This is a genomic window from Streptomyces sp. NPDC029122, assembly GCF_055569445.1.
On record NZ_JBVHWK010000030.1, the window covers coordinates 1 to 22,412 of the forward strand.

The following is a 22,412-nucleotide window of genomic DNA, read 5'->3' on the forward strand; positions in this document are numbered from 1 at the left end:
GGGGGGGGGGGGGGGACTCCTCCCGTGTCCCGGTTCCCACCTTTCCCTCCGCGACCCCCCCCTCCCACCCCTACCCCACCCCTGGGGGGGGCCCCCCCCCCCCCCGCCCCCCCCCCCCCCCCCGCGTCCTCGTACCACTCGGTTCAGGAAGAGCTGACCACCACCGTCTTGGCCACCTTGTCGTGGAGCCCCTGCCGGTACGGCTTGTCGACGAGCATCGACACGATCAGCGCGAGCGGCCACAGGCAGAAGCAGCACACCAGCGTCGGCAGCCAGAGCACGACCGCGCGGCCGAGCGCCGGGCCGGAAGGGGGCACGCTGCCGTCGTTGAGCATCGCGACGCGCAGGCCCATCGCCCTCTTGCCCAGGGTCCGGCCGTTCTTCTGCGTGAACCACCAGTCGTAGCCGATGTACGCGACGATCGCGATCAGCGTCCACACCAGCCCCGTGCCGCCGTACGACCTCGAGATGACCTCGGTGACGTCCTCGCCCTCGTCGGTGTCCACGACGTAGCGCGTGTTGCCGAAGGGCAGTTGGATGAGGAACAGCGGCACCGCGATGATCAGCGCGTCGAGCACGCGCGCGACGAGCCGCTTGCCGAAGTCGGCGAGCGGCGGCATCCCGGCGAGCGGATCGGGCATCCCGTAGCCGCCTCCGCCGCCGTACGGGTCTCCGGGTCCCCCACCGCCGTACGGGGGCGGGGGCGGGGGCGGCGGGTAGCCGCCGCCCCCCGGGGGCGGCGAGCCGTACGGCGAACCGCCCGACGGAGGCGTCGGCTCCTGGGGCTTCTTGAGGAACGGGTCGTCCTCGGGCGGCTGGCCCGGCGGCGGCTGATCGGTGCTCATGGCCCGAGTCGAACCCGGCCCCGCCCACCCCGCAACGCGGCCGCGTCCGTCCGGGGCACGGCCCCGGCACGCCCACCCCCGGACCGGTCAGCGGGTCACGTACGTCCCGGCCGCCCGGTCGTGCCAGGCCCGCCGGCGCGGCCGGTCCACCAGGCACCACAGGCTGCCCGGCAGCCCCAGGAACGCGAACACGAGCCAGCGGCGCAGGGCCGCGCCGAAGGTGGGCGGGCGCAGGGTGGCGGTGGCCAGCACGCGCACGCCGAACAGCTTCTTGCCCGGGGTGCGGCCCCAGCGGGCGGTGGGCAGGGCCTCGTAGAGGACGCCGAAGAGCAGGACGGCACCGAGTAGGAGGCCCAGGTGCCCGGCGGTGGTGGCGTCGAACAGGTACACGGTGGTGGTGCGCCCGCTCGCCCGGGCCGCGTCCACCTTCGCTTCCAGATGGGCCGTCACCCGGGGTACGAGGGGCAGCGCCACGGCCGCGGCGACCCCGGCGTGCACGAGGGCGTCCACCATCCGGGCCGCCCCACGCCGCCCCAGCCCGGCGGGCCGCGCCGCCCGCTCCGCCATGCGCTCGAAGACGGCCCGGCTGTCCTCCCGTACGGGGGCGGGCGCCTCGGCGGCGGGGGGCTCGGGCGCGGGGGCCTCCGGGGCGGGGGCAGGGGCGGGCGGGCGGGGCCGGACGGGGGCCACGGGGGCCGGAGCGGGCGCGGGGGCCGTGGGGCGGGGGCGGGCGGGGGCCTCGCGCGTCGCCGGGACCCGGCGTTCCGGCTCCGGCTCCGGCCGCTGGGGCGGGGCGTCCGGTACGGCCTCCGGCCAGCTGGAGGTGAGGCCCGAGGCACCGGCGCCCGGGGCGTCGGGCCAGGCCGGCGGGCGGGCCGAGAGGATGCCCACGCTCTCGGCGGCGGCCTGCGCCGGGAGCCGCTGCGCGCCGGCCGCGGCCGCGGCGGGCCGGGCCAGGGAGATCCCGGCGGGCCGCACGGGCTCGGACTCCGCCGGGTCCCCCCACGAGACCCGCGCGTCACGGGGGCCGCCGAAGCCGGCCTGGTGGACGGGGTCGACCTGCCACTCCGCCCGCCCCGCCGCCGCCCCGGGGCCGGAGCCGGCCTCGGTCTCGGGCTCCGGCGCGGGCCACCCGGCCCCGGCCGGGCGGCCCGCGCCACCCGGGGCGGTGCTCCGGGCCCGGTCCGCTTCGGCGGCCCGCACGGCGCCCGCGTAGCCCCCGTGGGGCTCGGGGGCGGGACCCCGGCCGGCCGGGGGCGGCGGCTGCCGGTTCGCCGCGGGGCGCGGGTCCCGGAGGGCAGCCGTCATCGAGGTCTCGTCCAGGAACACCGGCCCCGTCTCCTCCACCCGGGCGGCGGCGGGAGCGGCGGGAGCGGCGGGACGGCTCGTACCCGGAACCCAGGACGCGCCGTTCCAGTAGCGGACGTACCCGGGGATGGACGGGTCGGGGTAGTAGCCCTCGCGGGCCGCGTGCTCTCCGTCACCAGGGGAGGCCGTCAATGTCCCCAACTCCGATCGTGGCTCGAGGCTTGTGCAGGGGAGGACCAAGGGGAGGACCATAGCCAAGAACCCCCTCCCGGCAGGTCCGGTAACGGGAGATTCCAAGCCTTCGGGCGAACCTCACCCCGGCTCCGCCCCCGCCGACCGGTTTCGGTCATCCGACAGATTCCGGCCAACCTGACATTCGTCGCGGAAACCCGCGTCATACCCGGGCACGAGGGTGCTCTCTCCTCGTGCGGGGCGAGAACCGCCCCGCGTCCGCCTGCGAACGCCCGAAGTGAGGCCGCCATGCACCACCACCCCGTCGTCGAGCGCGAACTGGAACTGAAGCTGGTCCTGTCACCCGAGCGCAGCATCCCCGTCCCCGCGAAGCTGCTGTACCTCACCGACGACCCCTACGCCGTGCACGTCACCTTCCACTCCGGCTCCAGCATGCCGGTCCACTGGACCTTCGCCCGCGAGCTGCTCGTCGAGGGGGTGTTCCGTCCGTGCGGCCAGGGAGACGTCCGGATCTGGCCCACGAAGATCGGCGGCGAGTCCGTCCTGTGCATGGCGCTGAACTCCCCCGACGGCGACGCCCTCCTGGAGGCCCCGGCCGGTGCGGTGTCGGCCTGGCTGGAGCGCACCTTGCGCATGGTCCCCCCGGGGACGGAGGCGGAGCGGCTCGGCCTGGACGACGCCCTGGCGGCGCTGCTCACCCCCACCCCCGCCGACGAGCTGTGGCTGCGCGACCCGTGGCCCTCCGACGAGCCCGCGGACGGCGACCTGTGACCCGCCGCAAGCCGCCGCGCACGGGCGGACCGTCAGAAGAGCTTGCCGGGGTTCAGCAGCCCGAGCGGGTCGAAGGCCCGTTTGACGGTGCGCTGCACCTCCAGGCCGACCGGCCCGAGTTCCCGTGCCAGCCACTCCTTCTTCAGCACCCCGACTCCGTGCTCCCCGGTGATGGTCCCGCCCAGGGACAGCCCCAGGGCCATGATCGCGTCGAAGGACTCCCGGGCCCGCCGCGTCTCGTCCTCGTCGGCGGGATCGAAGCAGACCACCGGGTGGGTGTTGCCGTCGCCGGCGTGCGCGCAGACGCCGATGAGGAGGTCGTACTCCGCGGCGATGGCGGCCGTCCCGTCCAGCATCTCGGCGAGCCGCGAGCGCGGCACGCACACGTCGTCGATCATCGTCGCGGGCCGCAGCGCCTCCAGCGCGGTGAGGGACATCCGGCGGGCCCGGAGCAGCAGTGCCGTCTCCGCCTCGTCCTCGGCGGGTACGACGGCGCTCGCCCCGGCGGCGGCGCAGAGCCCCCCGACGGCCGCCAGGTCGGCGGGCGCGTCCGGGGTGTCGAAGGCGGCGAGCAGCAGGGCCTCCGTGCTCTCCGGCAGGCCGATCTTCCCGAGGGCGTTGACGGCGCGGACGGTCGTACGGTCCATCAGCTCCAGCAGCGAGGGCGCCAGGCCGGCCTCCATGACGGCGCAGACGGCCTCGCAGGCGGCCGCGACCGACGGGAACTCGGCGGCGAGCGCCAGCTGCCGGGGCGGCGCCGGCCGCAGCGCGAGGACGGCTCCGACCACCACGCCGAGCGTGCCCTCGGAGCCGACGAACAGCCGTGTCAGGTCGTACCCGGCGACGCCCTTGGCGGTGCGCCGTCCCGTGCGCAGCAGCCGCCCGTCGGCCAGCACCACGTCGAGGCCGAGCACGTACTCGGCGGTGACCCCGTACTTCACGCAGCACAGCCCGCCGGACGCGGTGCCGATGTTGCCGCCGATGGTGCACTGTTCCCAGCTGGAGGGGTCGGGCGGGTAGTACAGGCCCTGTTCGGCGACGGTCCGGGAGAGGACCGCGTTGACCACGCCCGGCTCGACGACGGCGATCCGGTCGACGGCGGACACCTCCAGGATCCGGTCCATCTTCACCAGGGACAGCACGATGCAGCCGTCGGAGGCGTTGGCGCCGCCGGAGAGGCCCGTGCGGGCGCCCTGCGGGACCACGGGGACCCGTAGGGCGGTGGCGGTGCGCATGACGTGCCGGACCTGCTCCACGGTCCGGGGCAGGACGACGGCGGCCGGGGTGCCGGCGGCGCAGAAGCCGGCCGTGTCGCGGGCGTAGGAGGCGGTCACCTGAGGGTCGGTCAGCAGCGCCTCGGGCGGGAGTCCTGCGCCGAGTCGGGCCATGAGCTCGTCATCCATGGGGCCACAGTGGCAGCCGGGGCCATCGGTGTGAACACGGCCGCGACCGGCTTCGGACACCTCGGCGCGCTCTTCATATTGACGCACAGTGAGCGCATGCACGGTTTCGACGAGCAATCCCAGCAGCCCGCGCCACCCGTGAACTTCACCGGCCGCAAGACGGTCGTGGCGGCCGCGGTAGCGGTGGTCCTCATCGCCGGGGCCCTGCTGATCCGCCCGGCCCGCACCGGTGACGACGCACGTCCTCCGGGGCCGAGCGAACGGGCCGCGTCGGCGGTGGGCATGGGTGCGCCGGCGGCGGCGGTGGACCTGACGGCGCTGGTCGCGGACCGGGAGAAGTGGGTCGCCGCGCACCCGCGGGACGACGCTTCGTGGGCGGTGCTCGGCTCGGCGTACCTGGAACAGGCCCGGCGGACGGCCGATTCCGGTTGGTACCCGAAGGCGGAGAAGGCGCTCAAGCGGTCGCTGGAGGTCCGCCCCGCCGAGAAGGGCAACCTCGACGCGATGACGGGCATGGGTGCGCTGGCCGGCGCCCGGCGGGACTTCGGGACGGCGAGGAAGTGGGGCGAGCTGGTACGGGCGCAGGCGCCGCGGCGCTGGACGGCGTACCCGGTCCTCGTGGACGCGTACACGGGCCTCGGCGACTACAAGGCCGCGCAGCGGGCGATGGACCGGCTGATGGAGCTCCGGCCGGGCCTGGCCGCGCACCTGAGGGCCGCTCAGGTGTACCGCGACCGGGGTTGGCGCGAGGACGCGGCGGTGGCGCTGGAGGCGGCGGGCGGGGAGGCGAAGTCCCCCGCGGAGAAGGCGTACGTGCTGTTCCGGCTCGGGGAGCTGGCATGGGAGCGGGGCGACCCGGGCGAGGCGCTGCGCCAGTACGAGGGCGCGCTGCGCACCGACCCGTCGCAGGGGGAGGCGCTCGGCGGCCGGGCCAGGGCGCTGGCCGCGCTGGGGCGGGGCGGGGAGGCCGTACGCGACTACCGGCTGGCGCTGGGACGCACCCCGGTGCCTCGGCTGGCGCTGGAGCTGGGGGAGCTGCTGGAGTCGCTGGAGCGGCCGGAGGAGGCGCGGGCGCAGTACCGGTCCCTGTCGGCGCTGGCGGCGGCGGGCGGGGCGAACGGGGTCAACGAGGAGGTGGTCCTCGGCCTGTACGAGGCGGACCACGGCGATCCGGCCCAGGCGGTACGCCGCCTGTCGGCGGAATGGGCCCGGCACAAGAGCGTGCAGGTGGCCGACGCCCTGGGGTGGGCGCTGCACCGGAACGGCGAGGACGAGCAGGCCCTGGAGTACGCGAAGAAGGCGACCGACCAGGGGCTGCGGAGCGCGGAGTTCTCCTACCACCGGGCGGTGATCGAACGCGGCCTGGGCGACGAGGCGGCGGCCCGCCGGAGCCTGCAGACGGCGCTGCGCACGAACCCGGTCTTCTCGCCGCTGCGGGGCCCGCTGGCGAAGGAGGCCCTGTCGGACATCGGCCAGCCCCCGGCGGGCGGCCCGGAGAACATGCAGCCCCGCACCCCGTGGGTGGCCCCGGACCTCCCGGAACCGAACCCCCCGAAGCCGAAGCCGGCGACGGCCAGACCAAAACCCGCCACCACCTGAGCCGCCCCCGACCCCCCGGGAACGGGGGTCCGGGGCGCAGCCCCGGGGAACGGGCGAAGGGCGGGGCGGGGAGCAGCGCGCGCAGCGCCACCCCCCTCCCCGCCCCCAACGGGCCGGCCGGCCACCGCCCCACCGGCGGAGCCGCATCCGCCCGGGGCGTGCGACCTACAGGTTGCCCCGCTTCTCCTGCTCCCGCTCGATCGCCTCGAACAGCGCCTTGAAGTTGCCCTTGCCGAAGCCCATGGACCCGTGCCGCTCGATGATCTCGAAGAACACCGTCGGACGGTCCTGCACCGGCTTGGTGAAGATCTGCAGCAGGTAGCCGTCCTCGTCGCGGTCGGCGAGGATCTTCAGCTCGCGCAGCTCGTCGATCGGCACGCGCGTGTCGCCGACCCACTCGCCCAGCGTGTCGTAGTAGGTGTCCGGCACGGACAGGAACTGGACACCCGCGGCCCGCATGCTCCGCACCGTCGCGACGATGTCGTTCGAGGCGAGCGCGATGTGCTGCACGCCCGGCCCGTTGTAGAACTCCAGGTACTCGTCGATCTGCGACTTCTTCTTCGCGATCGCCGGCTCGTTGATGGGGAACTTCACCTTCTTGGTGCCGTCCGCGACCACCTTGGACATCAGCGCCGAGTACTCGGTCGCGATGTCGTCGCCCACGAACTCCTTCATGTTCGTGAAGCCCATGACCTTGTTGTAGAACGAGACCCACTCGTTCATGCGGCCCAGCTCGACGTTGCCGACGCAGTGGTCGATCGCCTGGAAGGTCCGCTTGGCGGGCGGGGCCACCATCGGCTCCACGGCCACGTAGCCCGGCAGGTAGGGGCCGGTGTAGTCGACGCGCTCGACGAGGGTGTGGCGGGTCTGGCCGTACGTGGCGATCGCGGCGAGTACGACGGTGCCGTTCTCGTCCTTGACCTCGTACGGCTCGTCGAGGCCGCGCGCGCCCTGCTCGACGGCGTACGCGTAGGCCGCGCGGGCGTCGGGGACCTCGATGGCGAGGTCGATGACGCCGTCGCCGTGCTCGGCGACGTGCTCGGCGATGAAGCGGCCGTGGTCGGTGGTCGCCTTGATGACCGAGGTCAGGACGAACCGCGCGGAACCGTTGGTCAGGACGTAGCTGGCGGTCTCACGGCTTCCGTTCTCCGGTCCGGAGTAGGCCACGAGCTTCATGCCGAAGGCGGTCGAGTAGTAGTGCGCGGCCTGCTTGGCGTTGCCGACGGCGAAGACGACCGCGTCCATGCCCTTCACCGGGAAGGGGTCTGCCTCACGCGCGGTCTGCGGGGTGGTGTCCAGGGTCTCAGTCATAAGCGCAGATTCCCGCCCTTCCACAAGCTGCGCAATAGTTTCCTTTTCCGCTGTACAGATTGCCCAGCGCGGCCCCAGCATGACTGAAGGATCTGTGCAGTATGCGCAGCCGATCAAGGAAGGGTTCCCATGGGTATCGACGAGCTCGACGGCCGCCTCATCGTCCTGCTGGCGCGCGAGCCCAGGATCGGGGTCCTGGAGGCGTCGCGCCGGCTCGGCGTGGCGCGCGGCACGGTGCAGGCGCGCCTGGACCGGCTCCAGTCCAACGGGGTCATCCGCGGCTTCGGGCCGCAGGTGGACCCGGCCGCGCTGGGATATCCGGTGACCGCCTTCGCCACGCTGGAGATCAAGCAGGGTCAGGGGGCGGACGTACGGGCCCACCTGTCGGGCGTCCCCGAGGTGCTGGAACTGCACACGACGACGGGGCACGGGGACATGCTGTGCCGGCTCGTGGCCCGGTCCAACGCCGACCTCCAGCGGGTGATCGACCGGGTGGTGGGCTTCGAGGGGATCGTCCGCGCCTCTACGGCAATCGTCATGGAGAACCCGGTCCCCCTGCGGATCATCCCGCTGGTGGAACAGGCGGCGGCTGACGGCTGATCCCCTCCCGGCAGAGTTCCAAAGAAGTGGTTGCAAAGAAACCCTTGCACACAAACCTTTGCAACTCTACGCTTGAGGCATGCCCGAAAAGAACGCCACTCCCGAACCCGGACCCCATCCCGCCCGCGCCTCCGGCCCCCATCCCGAAACCAGCCCCGCGGCGGCCGGGACACCCGCACCCCCGGAGCCCAAGGTCCGGACGCTGGACTCCCGTTCCCTGCGCGGCCTCGCCCACCCCCTGCGCATGCGGCTGCTCCGCGCCCTGCGCATGAGCGGCCCGGCCACCGCGTCGCAGCTGGCGGAGCGGCTCGGAGAGTCCAGCGGGGCCACCAGCTACCACCTGCGCCAGCTCGCCGCGCACGGGTTCATCGAGGAGGCGCCCGAGCGGGGCAAGGGCCGTGAGCGCTGGTGGAAGGCCGCGCACGACGGCACGCGCCTCGACGACTCGCTGGTCCTCGACGACAACCCCGAGACGCGCGGGGCGGCCGAGGTCTTCCTGGCCGAGATCATGAAGATCCACACGCAGGAGCTGACCTCCTGGCTCGGCGAGTCGGTCGACTGGTCACCGGCCTGGCGCGGTTCCAGCGACCTGAGCGACTTCACCCTCCGCCTGACCGCCGGGCAGACCCAGGAACTGGTCCACAGGCTCCACGAGCTGATCAACAGCTACCGGGACCTGCCGCCCGCCGGGAGCGCGGAGGAGGTGGAAACGGTCCGCATCCACACGCACGCCTTCCCCCGCCGCGCCACCGACTAGCCGCCTCCGTCCCCTCCTCTCTTCTCCCTTCGCTCCGCCGCATCCGCAGAAGGAGTCCTGCCATGCACGCCTTCACGCACGCCGAGATCCACGCCGCCCGCACCGCCGCCCTCGCCGCCGAGGCCGCCGCCTGGCACCTCGCCCGGGAGGCCGCCCCCACCCCCTCCCCCGCCCTGCCCGCCCTGCGCAACCGCCTCGGCGAGGCCCTGGTCGCCGCCGGCATACGCCTGATGCAGCCGGCCCACGTCCACCACCGCATCCGGCAGCACGCCGCATGAGCCGGCGGCCCTTCGCGGCGGTCCTGGCGGCCAACACGATCTCCATAGCGGGGAGTTCCCTGACCCTGATCGGCGTCCCGTGGTTCGTGCTCCAGACCACGGGCAGCGCCGGACGGGCCGGCGTCGTCGCCTTCTGCGCCACCCTGCCGGTGGTCATCGCCGCGCTCGTGGGCGGCCCGGTCATCGACCGGATCGGCCGCCGCCGGGTCTCCGCCGCCTCGGACGTGATCTGCGCCCTGTCGGTCGGCGCGATCCCCCTCCTCCACTCCGCGGACCTGCTCGAGTTCTGGATGCTGTGCGCGCTGATGGCCGTCGGCGGTCTCGTGCACACCCCCGGCCTGACCGCCCGCTACGTCCTGCTGCCCAGCCTCGCCGAGCACGCGGGCACCACCATCGCCCGGGCGGCGAGCCTCTACGACGCCGTCTCGCGCGGGGCCCGGATGATCGGCGCCGCGGTGGCGGGCGTACTGATCTCGGTGTTCGGGGCCGAGACCGTGCTCCTCGTGGACGCGGCCACCTTCGCCGCGTCCGCACTCCTCGTCTCCGCCTTCCTGCGCGGCGTTCCGGCCGCGGAGCCGCAGCGCACCCTGGAGAGACCCTCCTTCGCCGCCTACCGCGCCGAGCTCGCCGAGGGCTGGCGGTTCCTGATCCGCTCACGCCTCCTCATGGGCATCACCCTCATGGTGATGACGACCAACGGGCTGGACCAGGGCTGGTCCTCCGTCCTCCTGCCGGTCCACGGCCGCGAGGTCCTCGGCGGCGCCACCGCCCTCGGCCTGATGGTCTCCCTCTTCGGCGGCTTCGCCCTGCTGGGCGCCCTCCTCTACGGCGCCTGGGGCGAACGCTTCCCCCGCAGAGCCGTCTTCGCGGGAGCCTTCCTCGTCTCCGGGGCCACCCGCTACGTGGTCGCCGCCGTCACCGACACCCCGCTGCCCCTCGCGGTCACCATGGCCCTCGCCGGCCTGGGCGCGGGCGTACTCAACCCGATCCTGACCACCGTCGTGTCCGAGCTCGTACCGGAGGACCTGCGCAGCCGGGTCTCCAGCGTGAGCATGGCGGGCAGCGAGCTGGCCATGCCGATGGGCGGCCTCGCGGCGGGCCTGCTGGTCGACGGCTTCGGGGTGACGAAGGCCCTGCTCCTGTTCGCCGCCGTCTACCTCCTGGCGACCATCACCCCGCTGCTCTTCCCCGCCTGGCGCGGTCTGGACGCGAAGCCGTCCGTCAGCAGGACGGGACGTTCTCACTCCGGTTCAGTGCCCGCAGCGAGTTCACCGCGTCCGTCAGCGAAGTGACGGGGATCAGCTGGAGCCCGTCGGGGAGTTCGGACTTGGCGTCCGAGCACTCCGCCTTCGGCACGAGGAACACGGTCGCCCCGTCGCGCGCCGCGGCCTGGGTCTTCAGGCCCACGCCGCCGACCGCGCCGACCTTGCCGTCGGCGCTGATGGTTCCCGTGCCGGCGATGCTGCGGCCTCCGGTGAGTTCGCCGCCGCTGCCGTCGCCGACGAGCTTGTCGACGATGCCGAGGGTGAAGAGGAGCCCGGCGCTCGGGCCGCCGACGTCGGCGAGGTCGAGCCGGACCTTGATGTCCTTGGGGTCCTTGCGGAGGTAGCCGAGGGCGGCGGTCACGGCGGCCGACTGCGACTGGGCCATTTCCTCCAGGTTGTGCTCCTCGATCTGCCGGTCGCTTCCGCCCGAGGGATAGACGGACTCCCTGGGCATGACCGCCTCGTCGCCCTTGAACCAGTGGTCGATCAGCTCGTGCAGCTTCATCGTCGAGGAGGGGCCGGTGGCCCGGATGGTGGTCATCCGGAGCTGGCCCTTGGTGTCCCGGACCGGGGCACCGGTGACGGTGATCACCGGCTTGCCCTGGTCGGTGCCCAGCACGTCGGCCGTGGGGCCGGGCACGGCCACCACGAAGGGCAGCGGCGCGAGGGCCGCGACGGCGAACAGACCGAGGACGGGCGCGGCGCAGACGGCCAGGGCGGCGGGACGCGGCAGACGTGTGAGGCGTGAGAGCACCCGGCCAATCTACCGACCCGGACCGCCCGGCCCGCGCCGCCCGTGTCCGCGCCCCTCAGCGCAGGGCGTCGGCGACCTCGCGGGCCGCGTCGACCACGCGGGGCCCGACCCGCTCCGGCACCGCGTCGGCCAGCATCACGACGCCGACGCTGCCCTCCAGTCCGGTGATGCCGACGAGCGGCGCGGCGGCACCGCTGGCGCCCGCTTCCAGTTCCCCGTGGGTCAGGGTGTAGCCGGGCTCGATGAGGGAGCCCTGGCGGGCGGCCAGGATGGCCCGGCCGGCCGCGCCGCGGTCCAGTGGGTGGCGGAAGCCGGCCCGGTAGGCGACGTGGTAGTCGGTCCAGGTGGGCTCGACGACGGCCACGGCGAGCGCCTCGGTGCCGTCGACGAGGGTCAGGTGCGCGGTGGCCCCTATGTCCTCGGCGAGCGAGCGCAGCGCGGGCAGGGCCGCCTCGCGCACGAGCGGGTGGACCTGCCGGCCCAGGCGCAGCACGCCGAGCCCGACGCGGGCCCGGCCGCCGAGGTCGCGGCGGACCAGGGCGTGCTGCTCGAGCGTGGCGAGCAGACGGTAGACCACCGTGCGGTTGACACCGAGGCGGTTGGAGAGCTCGGTGACGGTCAGACCGTGGTCGGTGTCGGCGAGCAGCTTGAGGACCCTGAGCCCTCGGTCGAGAGTCTGGGAGGTTTCCGCGGTCACGACGCCTCTCCCTCTGTTTTAGGTGGGCGGCGGTGACTCTCATGCGGTGCAGCGCTGCCGGTCCCACGGCGACGCATGGAGAGGCCGCCGGTAGCGGCCATGGCACCGGCTGCGCTCCCGCGGCGGCGCTGCCACGGGGCGTTCGATGCGGGGACAGTAGCGAGCGAGTCCGCTGAGCGAAAGGCCTCGTCCAGAATCCGGGCGCCTACTGCCGGTTTAAGCCGTTTTCTTCGCGAGGCTGTATCGATTCGTAATGTCTTTCGACCGAGAACCGGTTTACACGGGCCTTACGCTGATCGTGTTCAAAAACGATGTTGGGGGTGGGCGAGGCTGACGCATGCCTCGAACGCACACAAGGGGAGAAGAAGCACAGTGAAGCTCAAGCGCATGGCTGTCGTAGCCGCCGCCGCCGTCGTGGGCCCGACGGTCCTCATGGCCACGCCCGCGATGGCCGACGAGGCCAAGAACACGGCCGTCACCACCCCGGACTCGGCCCCGAAGGAAGACGCCGCGCCCGCCGCGGAGACCCCGGCGAAGGACGCCCAGCCGGCCGCCGAGACCCCGGCGAAGCCCGCCGCGGAGACCCCGGCCGTGGCCCCGGCCGCCCCGGCCCCGGCTCCGGCCCCGGCCAAGCCCGCCGCCGAGAAGCCGGCTCCTGCTCCCGCCCCGGCCGTGGAGGACGAGGACGAACTGGCCGCCACCGGCCCGGTCCTCGACGTCAACGGTGTCCCGAGCGCCTTCAAGGCGGGCGGCGACTGGACCAACCTGACGTACACCGTGGACAACTCGAAGGGCAAGGCGCAGGAGAGCTACGTGCTCGTCCTGGCCGTCGCCGACCAGGCCGCCGAGCTGGAGTCCTCGGACGTCAAGATCCAGATCTTCCACCAGGGCGCCTGGCACGACGTCGAGATCATGGGCGAGGGCGGCTCCGTGATCGCCCTGCTGACCGACGACATCGAGATCCCGGCCAAGAAGGTCAGCCTCCAGGTCCGCGTCAAGTTCACGACGGGCGCCCCGGCGGGCGAGATCGTCGTCATCGCCGCGGGCGGCAGCAACGTGGACGACGACGTCTTCTCCGACACGGCCGTGGTCGAGTCGAAGATCGTCAAGGGATCCAACGGCGGTGGCAACACCGGCGGTAACACCGGCCACAACAACGGTGGCAACACCGGTGGCGGCAACAGCAACACCAAGCCGAACGGCGGCAGCAGCACCACGCCGATCGTCGACACCAACACCGGCTCCGGCAACACCGGCGGCGGCACCCACACCGGCGGCGAGCTCGCCGAGACCGGTGCCGACGCCGCCACCAGCTGGGCGCTCGGCGCCGGCGGTGTGGCACTCGCCATGGGTGCGGCCCTGGTCGCCGGCACCGGCCGTCGCCGCCGCGTCTCCGCCTGACCCACAGCACACGGGAACGGGGTCCGCGCGCAGCAGCGCACGGACCCCGTTCCGCGTACTCAGGAGCGGCTCACCGCATCCGCGTCGCCCACTCCTGCACCTTCTTGATCCGCTCCTTCAGCTGCCCCGCCGTCGCCTCCGCGCTCGGCGGCCCGCCGCACACCCGGCGCAGCTCCGTGTGGATCACCCCGTGCGGCTTGCCGCTCTGGTGGACGTACGCGCCCACCATCGTGTTCAGCGACTTCCGCAGCTCCAGCAGTTCCTTGTGCGAGACCACCGGCCGCCGCTCGGCCGGCAGCTCCAGCAGGTCCGCCTCCGCGTCCGGCCGGCGCCGGCTGTGCGCGATCTGCCGCGACTGCCGCTTCTGCAGCAGCAGCTGCACCTGGTCCGGCTCCAGCAGTCCCGGGATGCCGAGGTAGTCCTGCTCCTCCTCGCTGCCAGGGTGCGCCTGCATGCCGAACTCGGCGCCGTCGTACAGCACCCGGTCGAAGACGGCGTCGGACTCCAGCGCCTCGAAGGACATCTGCTCGTCCTCGCCGGTGTCCTCGTCCTCCTGCCGGTTCGCCTCCTCCATCTCCTTCTCGGACTCCGCGTACGGGTCCTCGTCCTCGCCCGCCTTCTTCGGCCGGTCGAGGACGTGATCGCGCTCGACCTCCATCTCGCTCGCGAAGCCGAGCAGGTAGGGGATCGTCGGAAGGAACACGGAAGCCGTCTCGCCGCGCCTGCGCGACCGCACGAAACGGCCGACCGCCTGCGCGAAGAACAGCGGGGTCGAGATCGTCGTCGCGTACACGCCCACCGCGAGGCGCGGTACGTCGACGCCCTCGGACACCATGCGGACCGCGACCATCCAGCGGTCGTCGCTCGCGCTGAACGTGTCGATGTTCTTCGAGGCGCCGGTGTCGTCGGAGAGCACGACGGTCGGCCTGGTCCCGGTGATCTCCCGGATCAGCTTCGCGTACGCGCGTGCCGCGTCCTGATCGGCGGCGATGACGAGACCGCCCGCGTCCGGGATGCCCTTGCGGACCTCCGTCAGCCGCTGGTCGGCGGCGCGCAGCACGTTCGGCATCCAGTCGCCGCGCGGGTCCAGCGCCGTGCGCCAGGCCTGCGAGATGGCGTCCTTGGTCATCGGCTCGCCGAGACGGGCCTCGATCTCGTCGCCCGCCTTGGTGCGCCAGCGCATGTTGCCGCTGTAGGACAGGAAGATCACGGGCCGGACGACCCCGTCGCCGAGGGCGTTGCCGTAGCCGTAGGTGTAGTCGGCGGAGGACCGCCGGATCCCGTCGTTGCCCTCCTCGTACGTGACGAAGGGGATCGGGTTGGTGTCGGACCGGAAGGGCGTACCGGTCAGTGCCAGGCGCCGGGTCGCCGGGTCGAAGGCCTCCAGGCAGGCCTCGCCCCAGGACTTCGAGTCGCCCGCGTGGTGGATCTCGTCCAGGATCACCAGGGTCTTGCGCTGCTCGCAGCGGTTGCGGTGCAGCATCGGGCGCACGCCGACGCCCGCGTACGTGACGGCGACCCCGTGGTAGTCCTTGCTCAGCGGCCCGGCCGAGTACTCCGGGTCGAGCCGGATGCCTATCCGGGCGGCCGCTTCGGCCCACTGCTTCTTCAGGTGCTCGGTCGGCGCGACGACGGTCACCTGCTGGACCACGTGGTGGTGCAGCAGCCAGGAGGCCAGGGTGAGCGCGAAGGTCGTCTTGCCGGCGCCGGGGGTGGCGACCGCGAGGAAGTCCCGCGGCTGGGTCTGGATGTACTTGTCCAGCGCTCCCTGCTGCCAGGCTCGCAGCTTGCTGGCGGTACCCCACGGGGCACGGCCGGGGAAGGCGGGTGAGAGGTGGTGGGAGGCGGTAGTAGTCACGGTCTCCGGTTCGTTGCTCTCGGCGGTCGTGGCAGTCGTGGTCGTCCTGGTCGCCCTGATCCTCGTGGTCGGACGCAGGACAACCGGGCCACCCTACCGGTGCCGAGCCGCCCCTCGAGGAGGGACGTGCCCGTGACCTCGGCGGGTGCGGTGAGCGTCACACCGGGAGCAACTCCCGCAGCCTGGCGGCGATCACCGCCACCTCGGTCTCGGTCCCGGACGCCACCGCGACGACCAGGCCGTACGCGGCCTCCTGGTCGGCGGCCGCGGGATCGACCCCGTTCACGGCGAGGAAGGTCGCGGCGGCGAGCCAGGCGGTGCGCTTGTTCCCGTCGACGAGGGGATGGTTCACCGCGATGCCGTGCAGCAGCGCGGCTGCCTGTTCGTACGGGTCCTCGTAGGCCGGGGTGCCGTACATGCGCGCCCGCGGCCGGTGCACCGCCGACTCCAGTAGCCCGGGCGCACGCAGCTCCACGGACTGGTCCCGGGCCAGGCAGGCGTGCCGGGCGACATCGAGGACCTCGGCCAGGGTCAGGTGCCGGACCGGGTCGGCGGCGCTCACTCCCCGAGCCGCTTCAGCAGCCCGGCGTGCCGCCGCGCCAGCCGCGCGGCCTCCGCCCCGACGCGCTCGCGCTCCCGCCGCAGGTGCTCGCGTACGGCTTCCCGTGCGAGCGCCTCGGCGGTGGAGCCGGTGGCGTCGGCGAGGTCGGCCAGCTCGGCGTAGTCGGCGGGGGACATCCGCAGGGTCAGCTCGTTCACGGTCACCCCGGGAGCCTAGTCAGCGGGGCGGGCGGGTTCACGCCGTTTTCGGGGGCGTGCGGGGCGTGCGGGTCCCGGCCCGGCAGACCTCAGGCGCGGGCGGCCTTGTCCTCCGCGTCCGCGTCCACCTCGGCCCCCACCTCCGCCGGCGGCGGGTCGAGGCGGGTCGCCACCCATGCCCCCACCAGCGCCACGCACGCCATCGGCAGGAAGACCACGAGGAACGCCGCCGGGTGCGAGGCGGACCCGTCCGCCGAGGCGGCCACGTGCCCCGCGCCCACCGCTCCCCCGCCCAGCGCGGCGAACGCTGCACCCCCGGCCGCGAGCAGCACCACATTGGCCAGCGCGTCCGAGATCTGCAGCGCGGCCGAGTTCGCACCCGCCTCCTCCGGCGCGGACAGCTTCAGCAGCAGCACACTGGTCGAGCCGATCACCAGGCCCATCCCGAGCGAGCCCACGGCCCAGGCGAGGGCCAGCGTCCACACCGGCACCGCCTCGATCAGCACCGCCGGGGCCGCGGCGATGGCCAGGGCCACCATCACCATCCCGGAGACCATCAGCCGCTCCCGGTAGGGCGCCGTCCGCCCCTGCGACTGCACCCAGGAACCGGCCGCCCACGTCACCCCGCCGAGCGCGAGCGAGAAGCCGGCCCAGGTGGGGCTCAGGCCGCGCTGGGTGACCAGCATCAGCGGCACGAAGCTCTCGGCCCCGATGAACGCCCCCGCCGCCACCCCGCGCAGCAGCACCACCGACGGCAGCCCGCGCCGCGCCCGGTAGGTGCCGCGCGGCAGCAGCCCCAGCACCGCGGGCACCAGCAGGGCCGCGCCGGCGACGCCGGGCAGCAGCGACAGCCACCGCAGGTCCTGGGCGGCGTACTGGAGCAGCCCGGCGCCCAGCGAGATCCCGAGGGCCAGCCGGATCCGCCGCCGGTCGAACGCGACGGGCCCCGCGGGGTCCACCGGCCCGGAGGCGGTGCGCCGGATCGCCGGCAGCGCCACCATCAGCGGTACGACGACCAGCGCCGGGATCCCGAGGAACACCCACCGCCAGCCCAGGTGCTCGGTGACCGTCCCCGCGGCCAGCGGCCCGACGATCGACGGCACCACCCAGCTCGCGGCGAAGGCGGCCATGATGGCGGGCCGCAGCCGCTCCTCGTAGGCCCGGCTGATCACCACGTACAGGGCGACGATCACCAGCCCGCCCCCGAACCCCTGCACGGCCCGCCCCACGACGAACACGCCCATCAGCTGCGCGGTCCCGGAACACACCAGCCCGGCGGCGAACGCCCCGATCCCCACCGTCAGCGGCCTCAGCGGGCCCTGCCGGTCGGCCCACTGGCCGGACAGGACCATGGCGAAGAGGCTGGTGGTGAAGTAGGCGGAGAACCCGAAGGCGTAGAGCCCGATCCCCTCCAGCTCCCGCGCGGCGACGGGCATGGCCGTCCCGACGGCGGTGGCCTCGAAGGCGATCAGGAAGATCACGGAGATGATCCCGACGCTGAGCGTCCGGTACGCCGGCCCCAGAATGCCGCCCTGCGGCGGCGGGGCGGCGTCGGCGGTCTCGGATATCCCGGGTTCAAGGGCACTCATCGCCCCAGAGTAAGGCCCACAGCCCACTCACGCCCCTGTCATTCGGACCGATCCCGCCTCAGCCGCCGGACCTAGTCCCCCCGCACACCGCACGACGTCTGCACCCCGGCCTGTGAACGCGGCATGGCAGTCACATTGCAACCCCCGCCCCACCCTTCCCCACCCCACCGGCACCCCGTACGTTCGTACTCGCACCCCACACCCAGCCGTGTGCCCGAGTGGTTGAGGGACTCGCCTGCAAAGCGAGTTACGCCGGTTCGATTCCGGTCACGGCTTCTGCGCCAGAAGGCCGGCAGGCCGTCCAGGGGATCTCCTTCCCCTGGACGGCATTCAGCCTCCCTGCAACTCCTCGGCCCGTGGCGGGAGCCCGCCGTCGTCCACGCACTGGAGCTCCTTGGCGACGGCCAGGGCTGCCGAGTGGGTGATGACCAGGTAATCAGGGCGGAGGATCGCCTCGCCCTTGCTGGCCTCCCACCGCTCCTGAAAAAGGAGCCGGATCCGCAATGGAATGTCTTGCGTGGAGCCGACGCGGTGGCTTACGCAGTCGTAGGAAAGGTAAACCAGCTTCTTCTCGCGGAAGGAAGCCCGCACGCCCCGGTCAGACACTCCCGGAAAATCCGGCGGGTCTCCTGCGTGCCGGCTGTAGGCGGTGAAGCGCACGTGCGCCGTGTGAAAGTAGGAGTTCGTCGGAGTCCCCGAGATCTGGCAGGTCCGGCTTGGCATGTCACGGATCTTCTTGCCGGACCGGTATGCGTCCTCCATCGCCTGCGCGACAGCCCGGACGTCAGGGTTCCTCTCGTCGTCCCGGAGTACGAACTTGGTGGATTCCAGGACACGTTCCAGCGCCTTCCCGCCTTCTGCTGGGAAGAGTCCGGCGCAGACCTCTCCGATGGGCAGCTTCGGCGGCTCGACAGCCGACGCCGACGGTTCCGGGCCGCCGGAGGAACAGCCTGCGGCTGCCATGCCGAGTACGGCCAGGCTCGCCAGCGGACGCCGTATCCCCCAGCGGTTCACTTGACACCCTTGGTCTGCGCTTCATGGCCCTGCTGCCGGGCGATGGAGTTGCCGCTCTCGTACCCGATGCGCATCGACTCCTTGAAGTCCATGCCGAAGACGCTGTTGGGGTCGATGCCGTGGCGCTGGGCGAACGCCTTCATCGGCGCCTCAGCACTGTGTTCACCGGCCTGGAACATGGCCTTGTTGGTGTCGTGCGTCTCACCGTCGATCTTGTCCTTGTGCTTCTCCTTGGCCTCGTCCGACCACTCACCGATGACCTGCCCGGCGGCCTGCTCGACCAGGCCACTACCGGTGTCCACGGCCAGGGGGACGACGACTGCCGCCACACCGGCGCCAGCGGCCGTAGCCGGTAGGAAGGCGACACCGGCCGCGATGGCGGCCGTGGTACCGAACTCCACCCATGCGGAGCTGCGCTCGTGCGCCTTCTCGTACGCCTCGTGCTCCTTCTCGCCTACTCCCCTCACCTGTTCTGCCCGCGCTTCGTCGAGGATGCCCTGTACCTCGGCACTCGTGTGGATCGTCGCCCGCGCCCGACCCTCGTCGATCATGCCTCCACGTACCGCCTGGCCTTCCAGAACGCTCGCCGAGTACACGCGTTCGGCAGTGGAAAGGGTGGCGTAGGCGTCGGGGTGCTGCCCCAGCGCGGCGAGCAGGTCGCGGGCGCCATCGCGCTCCAACACGGCGTGCGCTTGGCTGCCGTCAACTCGCGAGGCGAAGACGCTCTGCTCCCCGTTGTCATCCAGCGCCTGGTTGACATCATCGATGTATCCGGCGGTCATGCGCCCCAGGCTGTCCGCGAGAACCTCCTGATGCTTGAGCAGCCCGGCGTCGCCTCCGTACTTCAGTGCAACGGCCTCCATGACATGTGCCCCCGCTTCTGTCCGGTGAAGCTCCGGCCTGGGGTCGTCCCACGCGTGACCAAGGGCGGCCGCTTCCAAGGCATGCCCCAACGCCTCCGGCATGTACTTCTGGGTCTTCTTCACGTCGTCGGGGTTCATGCCCTCCATGTCGATGGTGGAGTGGTACTTCTCGTTTCCGAAGAAGTCGAGGTAGCTGGTGATGGGCTTGCCCTTGGGATCCTTGCCCAGGTCCGGAGTACCCGACTTCTCCGTGCCGTCCTGGTTGTAGGCGCGAGGGTGTCCCTCAGGGTCGAAGAACTCCGCCGCGGCCGCCGGGCTGTGCCCCAGCGCCTCCAGGAAGCTGACCACCGGGTCGTAGCCGGCGCCGTTGGTCCCGGAGGGGTTCAGCATGTTCTTGCCGTAGCCGTTGAGTTGCCGCGTCTGGCCGAAGAAGTCCGGGTCCTTGGCGTGGATCTGCGTGGCGTGCTCGGCGATGGGGACCAGGAACTTCGGGTCGTAGTTCCCGTAGCGCATGATCCCGCCGAGCAGTTGGTACCCGTACGGCGGGTTCTGCTCGTACCGTCCGAGGGGGATCTGCTGGGTGCCGAGCCTGCGCAGTTCCTGGGCGTAGCTGTCGGGGAGGTGCGGCTCGGTCCTGGAGCTGGTGGCGGTGGCCAGGTTGAAGCCCAGGTTCTTCTGGAGTTCCTGGACGTCCTTGAGGCGCTGCTCGTCGAGCTTGCCGTACTCGTACGTGTCGGTCGACATCTGCCCGAAGAACTGGAGCGCGCCCTTGGGGCCGAGGTTGCCGTAGAAGGCGGTGGAGAACTCCGGCAGCTTGGCGTTGTCGGCCAGCAGTTCGTTGAGTTCCGTGAGTTCGGCGTGGGAGAGGCCCCGGCCCTTCCGCGCGAGGTCGGTCGCCCGGCCGGCCTGTTCGGCGGTGAGGCCGGCGTATTTCGGGGCGCTGAAGTTGTGGTCGTCGGCGACGTTCGCGTTCAGCAACCGGGCCAGCGACTGGTCGACGTCGTCGCAGGCGTCGACGGCGGCGTCGATCTTGGCCTGCCACAGCGGCCGGTTGACGCGCAGGGACTCCTGGTAGTCGGGGTCGTGGCGGGCCGCGTAGCGGTCCGCTTCGGTGGTCAGGGGTAACGCCTCGACCTTCCCCTTCGCGTCGACCCGGAAGCCTGCGGCCGGTGCCTCCTCCTCGGCGATCTTCCTCAGCCGGTCGCGGGAGGACTTGAAGGTGTCGTGGGCCTGGGTGAGGGCTTGGTGGATGCCCTTGGCCGCTTTGGCGGCGTCCTCGAACTCCTTGGCCGTCTTGTCCACGAACGATCGCGCCACCCCTGCGGTGACCCCGCTCCATTCGGCCTTGTCCGACTTGGCCTTCATGCCGTTGCGGGCGGCCTCGGCCAGCTCCTCCAGCTTGGTGACCACGGCCCGCCAGTCGCGGGCGGCGGTGGAAAGCTTGTCGACCGGGGCGTTCAGTACGTTCTCGTACGTCAGCACGGGCGCCTACTTCAGGTACTCGGCGAGCTTGGAAGTCGTGAACTCGGCGCACAGCTGCTGTTCTTCCCTGGCGTGCGAGGTGAGCGAGTAGTTCAGCCCGTTGGAGATCTGCGCGCAGGCGGCGACCAGCGTCTTGACCTGGCTCTCCCAGCGGGTGTTCGCCTTGGCGAGCGCGGCGCCGCTGGCGAAGCCGGCCTTCGTGAGGGCACCGGCCGCCTCGGCGGAGGCGGTGGCGGCGTGCTTGCCGTCGGTCTGGAGGCGGGAGTGCAGCTTGTACGCCTCGCTGCCGATGGCACCGATGTGGTCCTGGTTGAGCGCGAGGTCGGCCCCGCCGCCGGGGGTCGCCGGGGGCGCCGGCTGGTTGAGCCGCATGGAGGCGTTGGCGGCGGCCGTGGCGCGCGCGGCGGACCATTCCTCTTCGAAGGACACCCGGTGCGCTCCACTCCCGTGCGGGCCGGGTCAGGTCAGCGCCTGGTCCGGCGTACGAAGACTGCGGCGACAGCCCCGCCGATGAGGACGCTGGCTCCCAGCCCGAGGGCGATCCAGGGCGGGCCGTCGTCGTCGCCGTCGCCCTTGTCTACCGCAGTCGCGGCCTCCGGCGCAGGGGATGGCGTGATCTTTCCCCCGGGGGAGGGAGCGTTGGCCGGTGCGGATGCCGATGCGGCGGCGAGATCGGGGAGCGGGAACACGTCCGCCGGGCCGGGGTCTCCGGGGGTGGGGAGGGCGACGCGGGGGCGGACGACGCCGTAGCCGATGTAGTCGTTGCGCTCGGCGCCGTCGACGGGCTTGCCGGCGGTGTTCAGGAGGACGCGGAGGATCTGGTTGTTGGTCCAGGTGGGGTGGGCGGACCAGAGGAGGGCGGCGGAGGCGGAGGCTAGGGCGGTGGCGTCGCTGGTGCCGTGGCTGGTGCAGAGGCCTGTTTCACGCTTACAAGCAGTCACGATTTCAATGCCCGGGGCTGACAGATCAACCTGCGGGCCATGCTGGGACTCCTTCGTAGCCGCCCCATCGGGGTCTACCGATCCGACGCCGACCACTCCCGGCGTGGCCGCAGGGTAAAGGACCTCATTCGTTGAGCCCCCATCATTGCCAACTCCAGCAAAGATCAGCTTCCCTTTCGAGAGCGCATACTTCACGGCATCCGCCCGCTCCGGATCATCCTCTTCGGTAGCCATGGAAATGCTGATGATTCGAGCGTCCGAGTCGGCCGCGTACCGGATCGCCGCCGTCCATAAAGGCCTAGTGTTGTTGAACTCGTGCGGTACCCGGATCGGCAAGATCTTCACAGCGGGCGCCAGGCCATACGCCCCGTCTCCGCTCGGATGCCGCCCAGAACCAGCGATCAGCGCCGCCATCGAGGTCCCGTGCCCGTCATAGTCGTTTCGCTCGTCGCCCTTATAGCTCTTTACCCCTGCCGCATAATCCTTTCCGGGTAAAACCTGCCCCTCCAGTTCAGGAATGCGCGCAACACCGGAGTCAATCACCGCGACGGTGATGCCCTTGCCGGTACTGATCTTCCAAATATCATCGGCTCTCATGGCATCGAGATGCCACTGCTGCTCTCGGATGGTCTCTGCATGCGCTGGGGTCGCAGCGACCCCAGCCAACAGCAGGCCTACCAGAACCGAGGTCGCCTTTCGCGTGCGCATCTAGTACACCGTCCGTT

At 72.2% G+C, this 22,412-nt stretch carries 21 protein-coding genes and 1 tRNA gene; 8 read left to right on the forward strand and 14 right to left on the reverse strand.

Annotated elements, in window-relative coordinates; all coding sequences use genetic code 11:
- Positions 1-143: 143 nt before the first annotated feature.
- Positions 144-845, reverse strand: a complete 702-nt coding sequence (locus tag ACZ4WZ_RS27850; protein ID WP_467894476.1) for an RDD family protein — start codon at positions 843-845, stop codon at positions 144-146.
- A gap of 87 nt (positions 846-932) precedes the next feature.
- On the reverse strand, positions 933-2,345 hold the full coding sequence (locus ACZ4WZ_RS27855) for an RDD family protein (protein ID WP_467894478.1): 1,413 nt from the start codon (positions 2,343-2,345) through the stop codon (positions 933-935).
- 288 nt (positions 2,346-2,633) lie between these two features.
- Here ACZ4WZ_RS27855 and ACZ4WZ_RS27860 point away from each other — a divergent pair, with 288 nt between their 5' ends.
- On the forward strand, positions 2,634-3,116 hold the full coding sequence (locus tag ACZ4WZ_RS27860) for an SsgA family sporulation/cell division regulator (RefSeq protein WP_467894480.1): 483 nt from the start codon (positions 2,634-2,636) through the stop codon (positions 3,114-3,116).
- A 32-nt stretch (positions 3,117-3,148) separates the two neighbouring features.
- On the opposite strand, the gene ACZ4WZ_RS27865 is transcribed toward ACZ4WZ_RS27860, so the two are convergent.
- Positions 3,149-4,519 (reverse strand): FAD-binding oxidoreductase, encoded by a 1,371-nt coding sequence (locus ACZ4WZ_RS27865; RefSeq protein WP_467894481.1) that lies wholly within the window; start codon positions 4,517-4,519, stop codon positions 3,149-3,151.
- A gap of 96 nt (positions 4,520-4,615) precedes the next feature.
- On the opposite strand from ACZ4WZ_RS27865, the gene ACZ4WZ_RS27870 reads away from it, so the two are divergent.
- Complete coding sequence (locus tag ACZ4WZ_RS27870; RefSeq protein WP_467894483.1) at positions 4,616-6,118, forward strand: tetratricopeptide repeat protein; 1,503 nt, start codon at positions 4,616-4,618, stop codon at positions 6,116-6,118.
- A gap of 165 nt (positions 6,119-6,283) precedes the next feature.
- On the opposite strand, the gene hppD is transcribed toward ACZ4WZ_RS27870, so the two are convergent.
- Complete coding sequence (hppD, locus tag ACZ4WZ_RS27875; protein WP_467894484.1) at positions 6,284-7,429, reverse strand: 4-hydroxyphenylpyruvate dioxygenase; 1,146 nt, start codon at positions 7,427-7,429, stop codon at positions 6,284-6,286.
- Between the two features lie 129 nt (positions 7,430-7,558).
- Here hppD and ACZ4WZ_RS27880 point away from each other — a divergent pair, with 129 nt between their 5' ends.
- The 4 genes from ACZ4WZ_RS27880 to ACZ4WZ_RS27895 all read left to right on the forward strand — a co-directional run bounded on the left by ACZ4WZ_RS27880 (position 7,559) and on the right by ACZ4WZ_RS27895 (position 10,356).
- Complete coding sequence (locus ACZ4WZ_RS27880; protein ID WP_467894486.1) at positions 7,559-8,029, forward strand: Lrp/AsnC family transcriptional regulator; 471 nt, start codon at positions 7,559-7,561, stop codon at positions 8,027-8,029.
- Positions 8,030-8,108: 79 nt separating this feature from the next.
- Positions 8,109-8,786 carry a helix-turn-helix domain-containing protein gene (locus ACZ4WZ_RS27885; protein WP_467894488.1) on the forward strand — a complete coding sequence of 226 codons (678 nt, stop codon included), beginning with the start codon at positions 8,109-8,111 and terminating at the stop codon, positions 8,784-8,786.
- A gap of 62 nt (positions 8,787-8,848) precedes the next feature.
- A complete protein-coding gene (locus ACZ4WZ_RS27890) occupies positions 8,849-9,064 on the forward strand; it encodes a hypothetical protein (protein WP_467894490.1) in 216 nt (71 codons plus the stop codon).
- Positions 9,061-10,356: an MFS transporter gene (locus tag ACZ4WZ_RS27895; protein ID WP_467894492.1), complete on the forward strand. Its 1,296-nt coding sequence runs from the start codon at positions 9,061-9,063 to the stop codon at positions 10,354-10,356. Before ACZ4WZ_RS27890 ends, ACZ4WZ_RS27895 begins: the two co-directional genes overlap by 4 nt.
- Here ACZ4WZ_RS27895 and ACZ4WZ_RS27900 read toward each other — a convergent pair.
- Both ACZ4WZ_RS27900 and ACZ4WZ_RS27905 read right to left on the reverse strand, forming a co-directional pair.
- Entirely contained in the window at positions 10,286-11,083 is a 798-nt protein-coding gene (locus ACZ4WZ_RS27900) for a S16 family serine protease (RefSeq protein WP_467894494.1), read from the reverse strand. The two genes, ACZ4WZ_RS27895 and ACZ4WZ_RS27900, sit on opposite strands and share 71 nt — an antisense overlap.
- Before the next feature lie 55 nt (positions 11,084-11,138).
- Positions 11,139-11,780, reverse strand: a complete 642-nt coding sequence (locus ACZ4WZ_RS27905) for an IclR family transcriptional regulator (protein ID WP_007264382.1) — start codon at positions 11,778-11,780, stop codon at positions 11,139-11,141.
- 387 nt (positions 11,781-12,167) lie between these two features.
- Between ACZ4WZ_RS27905 and ACZ4WZ_RS27910 the strand changes: the two genes are divergently transcribed.
- The gene (locus ACZ4WZ_RS27910; protein WP_467894495.1) at positions 12,168-13,181 is read left to right on the forward strand and encodes a hypothetical protein; all 1,014 of its coding nucleotides are present in this window, start codon (positions 12,168-12,170) and stop codon (positions 13,179-13,181) included.
- 70 nt (positions 13,182-13,251) lie between these two features.
- Here ACZ4WZ_RS27910 and ACZ4WZ_RS27915 read toward each other — a convergent pair whose 3' ends face one another.
- The 4 genes from ACZ4WZ_RS27915 to ACZ4WZ_RS27930 all read right to left on the reverse strand — a co-directional run bounded on the left by ACZ4WZ_RS27915 (position 13,252) and on the right by ACZ4WZ_RS27930 (position 17,387).
- Positions 13,252-15,039, reverse strand: coding sequence for a DEAD/DEAH box helicase (locus tag ACZ4WZ_RS27915; RefSeq protein WP_388940913.1), 1,788 nt, complete (start codon positions 15,037-15,039; stop codon positions 13,252-13,254).
- A 157-nt stretch (positions 15,040-15,196) separates the two neighbouring features.
- Positions 15,197-15,601, reverse strand: coding sequence for a type II toxin-antitoxin system death-on-curing family toxin (locus ACZ4WZ_RS27920; protein WP_467894497.1), 405 nt, complete (start codon positions 15,599-15,601; stop codon positions 15,197-15,199).
- Complete coding sequence (locus tag ACZ4WZ_RS27925) at positions 15,598-15,804, reverse strand: hypothetical protein (protein ID WP_467894499.1); 207 nt, start codon at positions 15,802-15,804, stop codon at positions 15,598-15,600. The genes ACZ4WZ_RS27920 and ACZ4WZ_RS27925 overlap by 4 nt, the downstream gene beginning before the upstream one ends.
- Before the next feature lie 83 nt (positions 15,805-15,887).
- Entirely contained in the window at positions 15,888-17,387 is a 1,500-nt protein-coding gene (locus ACZ4WZ_RS27930) for an MFS transporter (protein WP_467894500.1), read from the reverse strand.
- A gap of 204 nt (positions 17,388-17,591) precedes the next feature.
- Between ACZ4WZ_RS27930 and ACZ4WZ_RS27935 the strand changes: the two genes are divergently transcribed.
- Positions 17,592-17,663 (forward strand) — tRNA-Cys (locus ACZ4WZ_RS27935).
- Between the two features lie 54 nt (positions 17,664-17,717).
- Here ACZ4WZ_RS27935 and ACZ4WZ_RS27940 read toward each other — a convergent pair.
- Genes ACZ4WZ_RS27940 through mycP form a run of 4 tightly spaced genes read right to left on the reverse strand, consistent with a single transcriptional unit; the run spans position 17,718 to position 22,395 of the window.
- On the reverse strand, positions 17,718-18,401 hold the full coding sequence (locus ACZ4WZ_RS27940) for a hypothetical protein (RefSeq protein WP_467894501.1): 684 nt from the start codon (positions 18,399-18,401) through the stop codon (positions 17,718-17,720).
- The gene (locus ACZ4WZ_RS27945; protein ID WP_467894503.1) at positions 18,398-20,746 is read right to left on the reverse strand and encodes a hypothetical protein; all 2,349 of its coding nucleotides are present in this window, start codon (positions 20,744-20,746) and stop codon (positions 18,398-18,400) included. Before ACZ4WZ_RS27945 ends, ACZ4WZ_RS27940 begins: the two co-directional genes overlap by 4 nt.
- A gap of 6 nt (positions 20,747-20,752) precedes the next feature.
- Positions 20,753-21,175: a hypothetical protein gene (locus ACZ4WZ_RS27950; RefSeq protein ID WP_467894504.1), complete on the reverse strand. Its 423-nt coding sequence runs from the start codon at positions 21,173-21,175 to the stop codon at positions 20,753-20,755.
- A 35-nt stretch (positions 21,176-21,210) separates the two neighbouring features.
- Positions 21,211-22,395: a type VII secretion-associated serine protease mycosin gene (gene mycP / locus ACZ4WZ_RS27955; RefSeq protein WP_467894506.1), complete on the reverse strand. Its 1,185-nt coding sequence runs from the start codon at positions 22,393-22,395 to the stop codon at positions 21,211-21,213.
- Between the last annotated feature and the right edge of the window lie 17 nt (positions 22,396-22,412).

Bases quoted from the DNA above. Each gene is read 5' to 3' on its own strand.
- ACZ4WZ_RS27880 (WP_467894486.1), top strand. From the start codon at position 7,559: ATGGGTATCGACGAGCTCGACGGCCGCCTCATCGTCCTGCTGGCGCGC.
- ACZ4WZ_RS27860 (WP_467894480.1), top strand. From the start codon at position 2,634: ATGCACCACCACCCCGTCGTCGAGCGCGAACTGGAACTGAAGCTGGTC.
- mycP (WP_467894506.1), bottom strand. From the start codon at position 22,395: ATGCGCACGCGAAAGGCGACCTCGGTTCTGGTAGGCCTGCTGTTGGCT.
- ACZ4WZ_RS27910 (WP_467894495.1), top strand. From the start codon at position 12,168: ATGGCTGTCGTAGCCGCCGCCGCCGTCGTGGGCCCGACGGTCCTCATG.
- ACZ4WZ_RS27930 (WP_467894500.1), bottom strand. From the start codon at position 17,387: ATGAGTGCCCTTGAACCCGGGATATCCGAGACCGCCGACGCCGCCCCG.
- ACZ4WZ_RS27885 (WP_467894488.1), top strand. From the start codon at position 8,109: ATGCCCGAAAAGAACGCCACTCCCGAACCCGGACCCCATCCCGCCCGC.
- ACZ4WZ_RS27850 (WP_467894476.1), bottom strand. From the start codon at position 845: ATGAGCACCGATCAGCCGCCGCCGGGCCAGCCGCCCGAGGACGACCCG.
- ACZ4WZ_RS27865 (WP_467894481.1), bottom strand. From the start codon at position 4,519: ATGGATGACGAGCTCATGGCCCGACTCGGCGCAGGACTCCCGCCCGAG.
- ACZ4WZ_RS27870 (WP_467894483.1), top strand. From the start codon at position 4,616: ATGCACGGTTTCGACGAGCAATCCCAGCAGCCCGCGCCACCCGTGAAC.
- ACZ4WZ_RS27895 (WP_467894492.1), top strand. From the start codon at position 9,061: ATGAGCCGGCGGCCCTTCGCGGCGGTCCTGGCGGCCAACACGATCTCC.
- ACZ4WZ_RS27890 (WP_467894490.1), top strand. From the start codon at position 8,849: ATGCACGCCTTCACGCACGCCGAGATCCACGCCGCCCGCACCGCCGCC.
- hppD (WP_467894484.1), bottom strand. From the start codon at position 7,429: ATGACTGAGACCCTGGACACCACCCCGCAGACCGCGCGTGAGGCAGAC.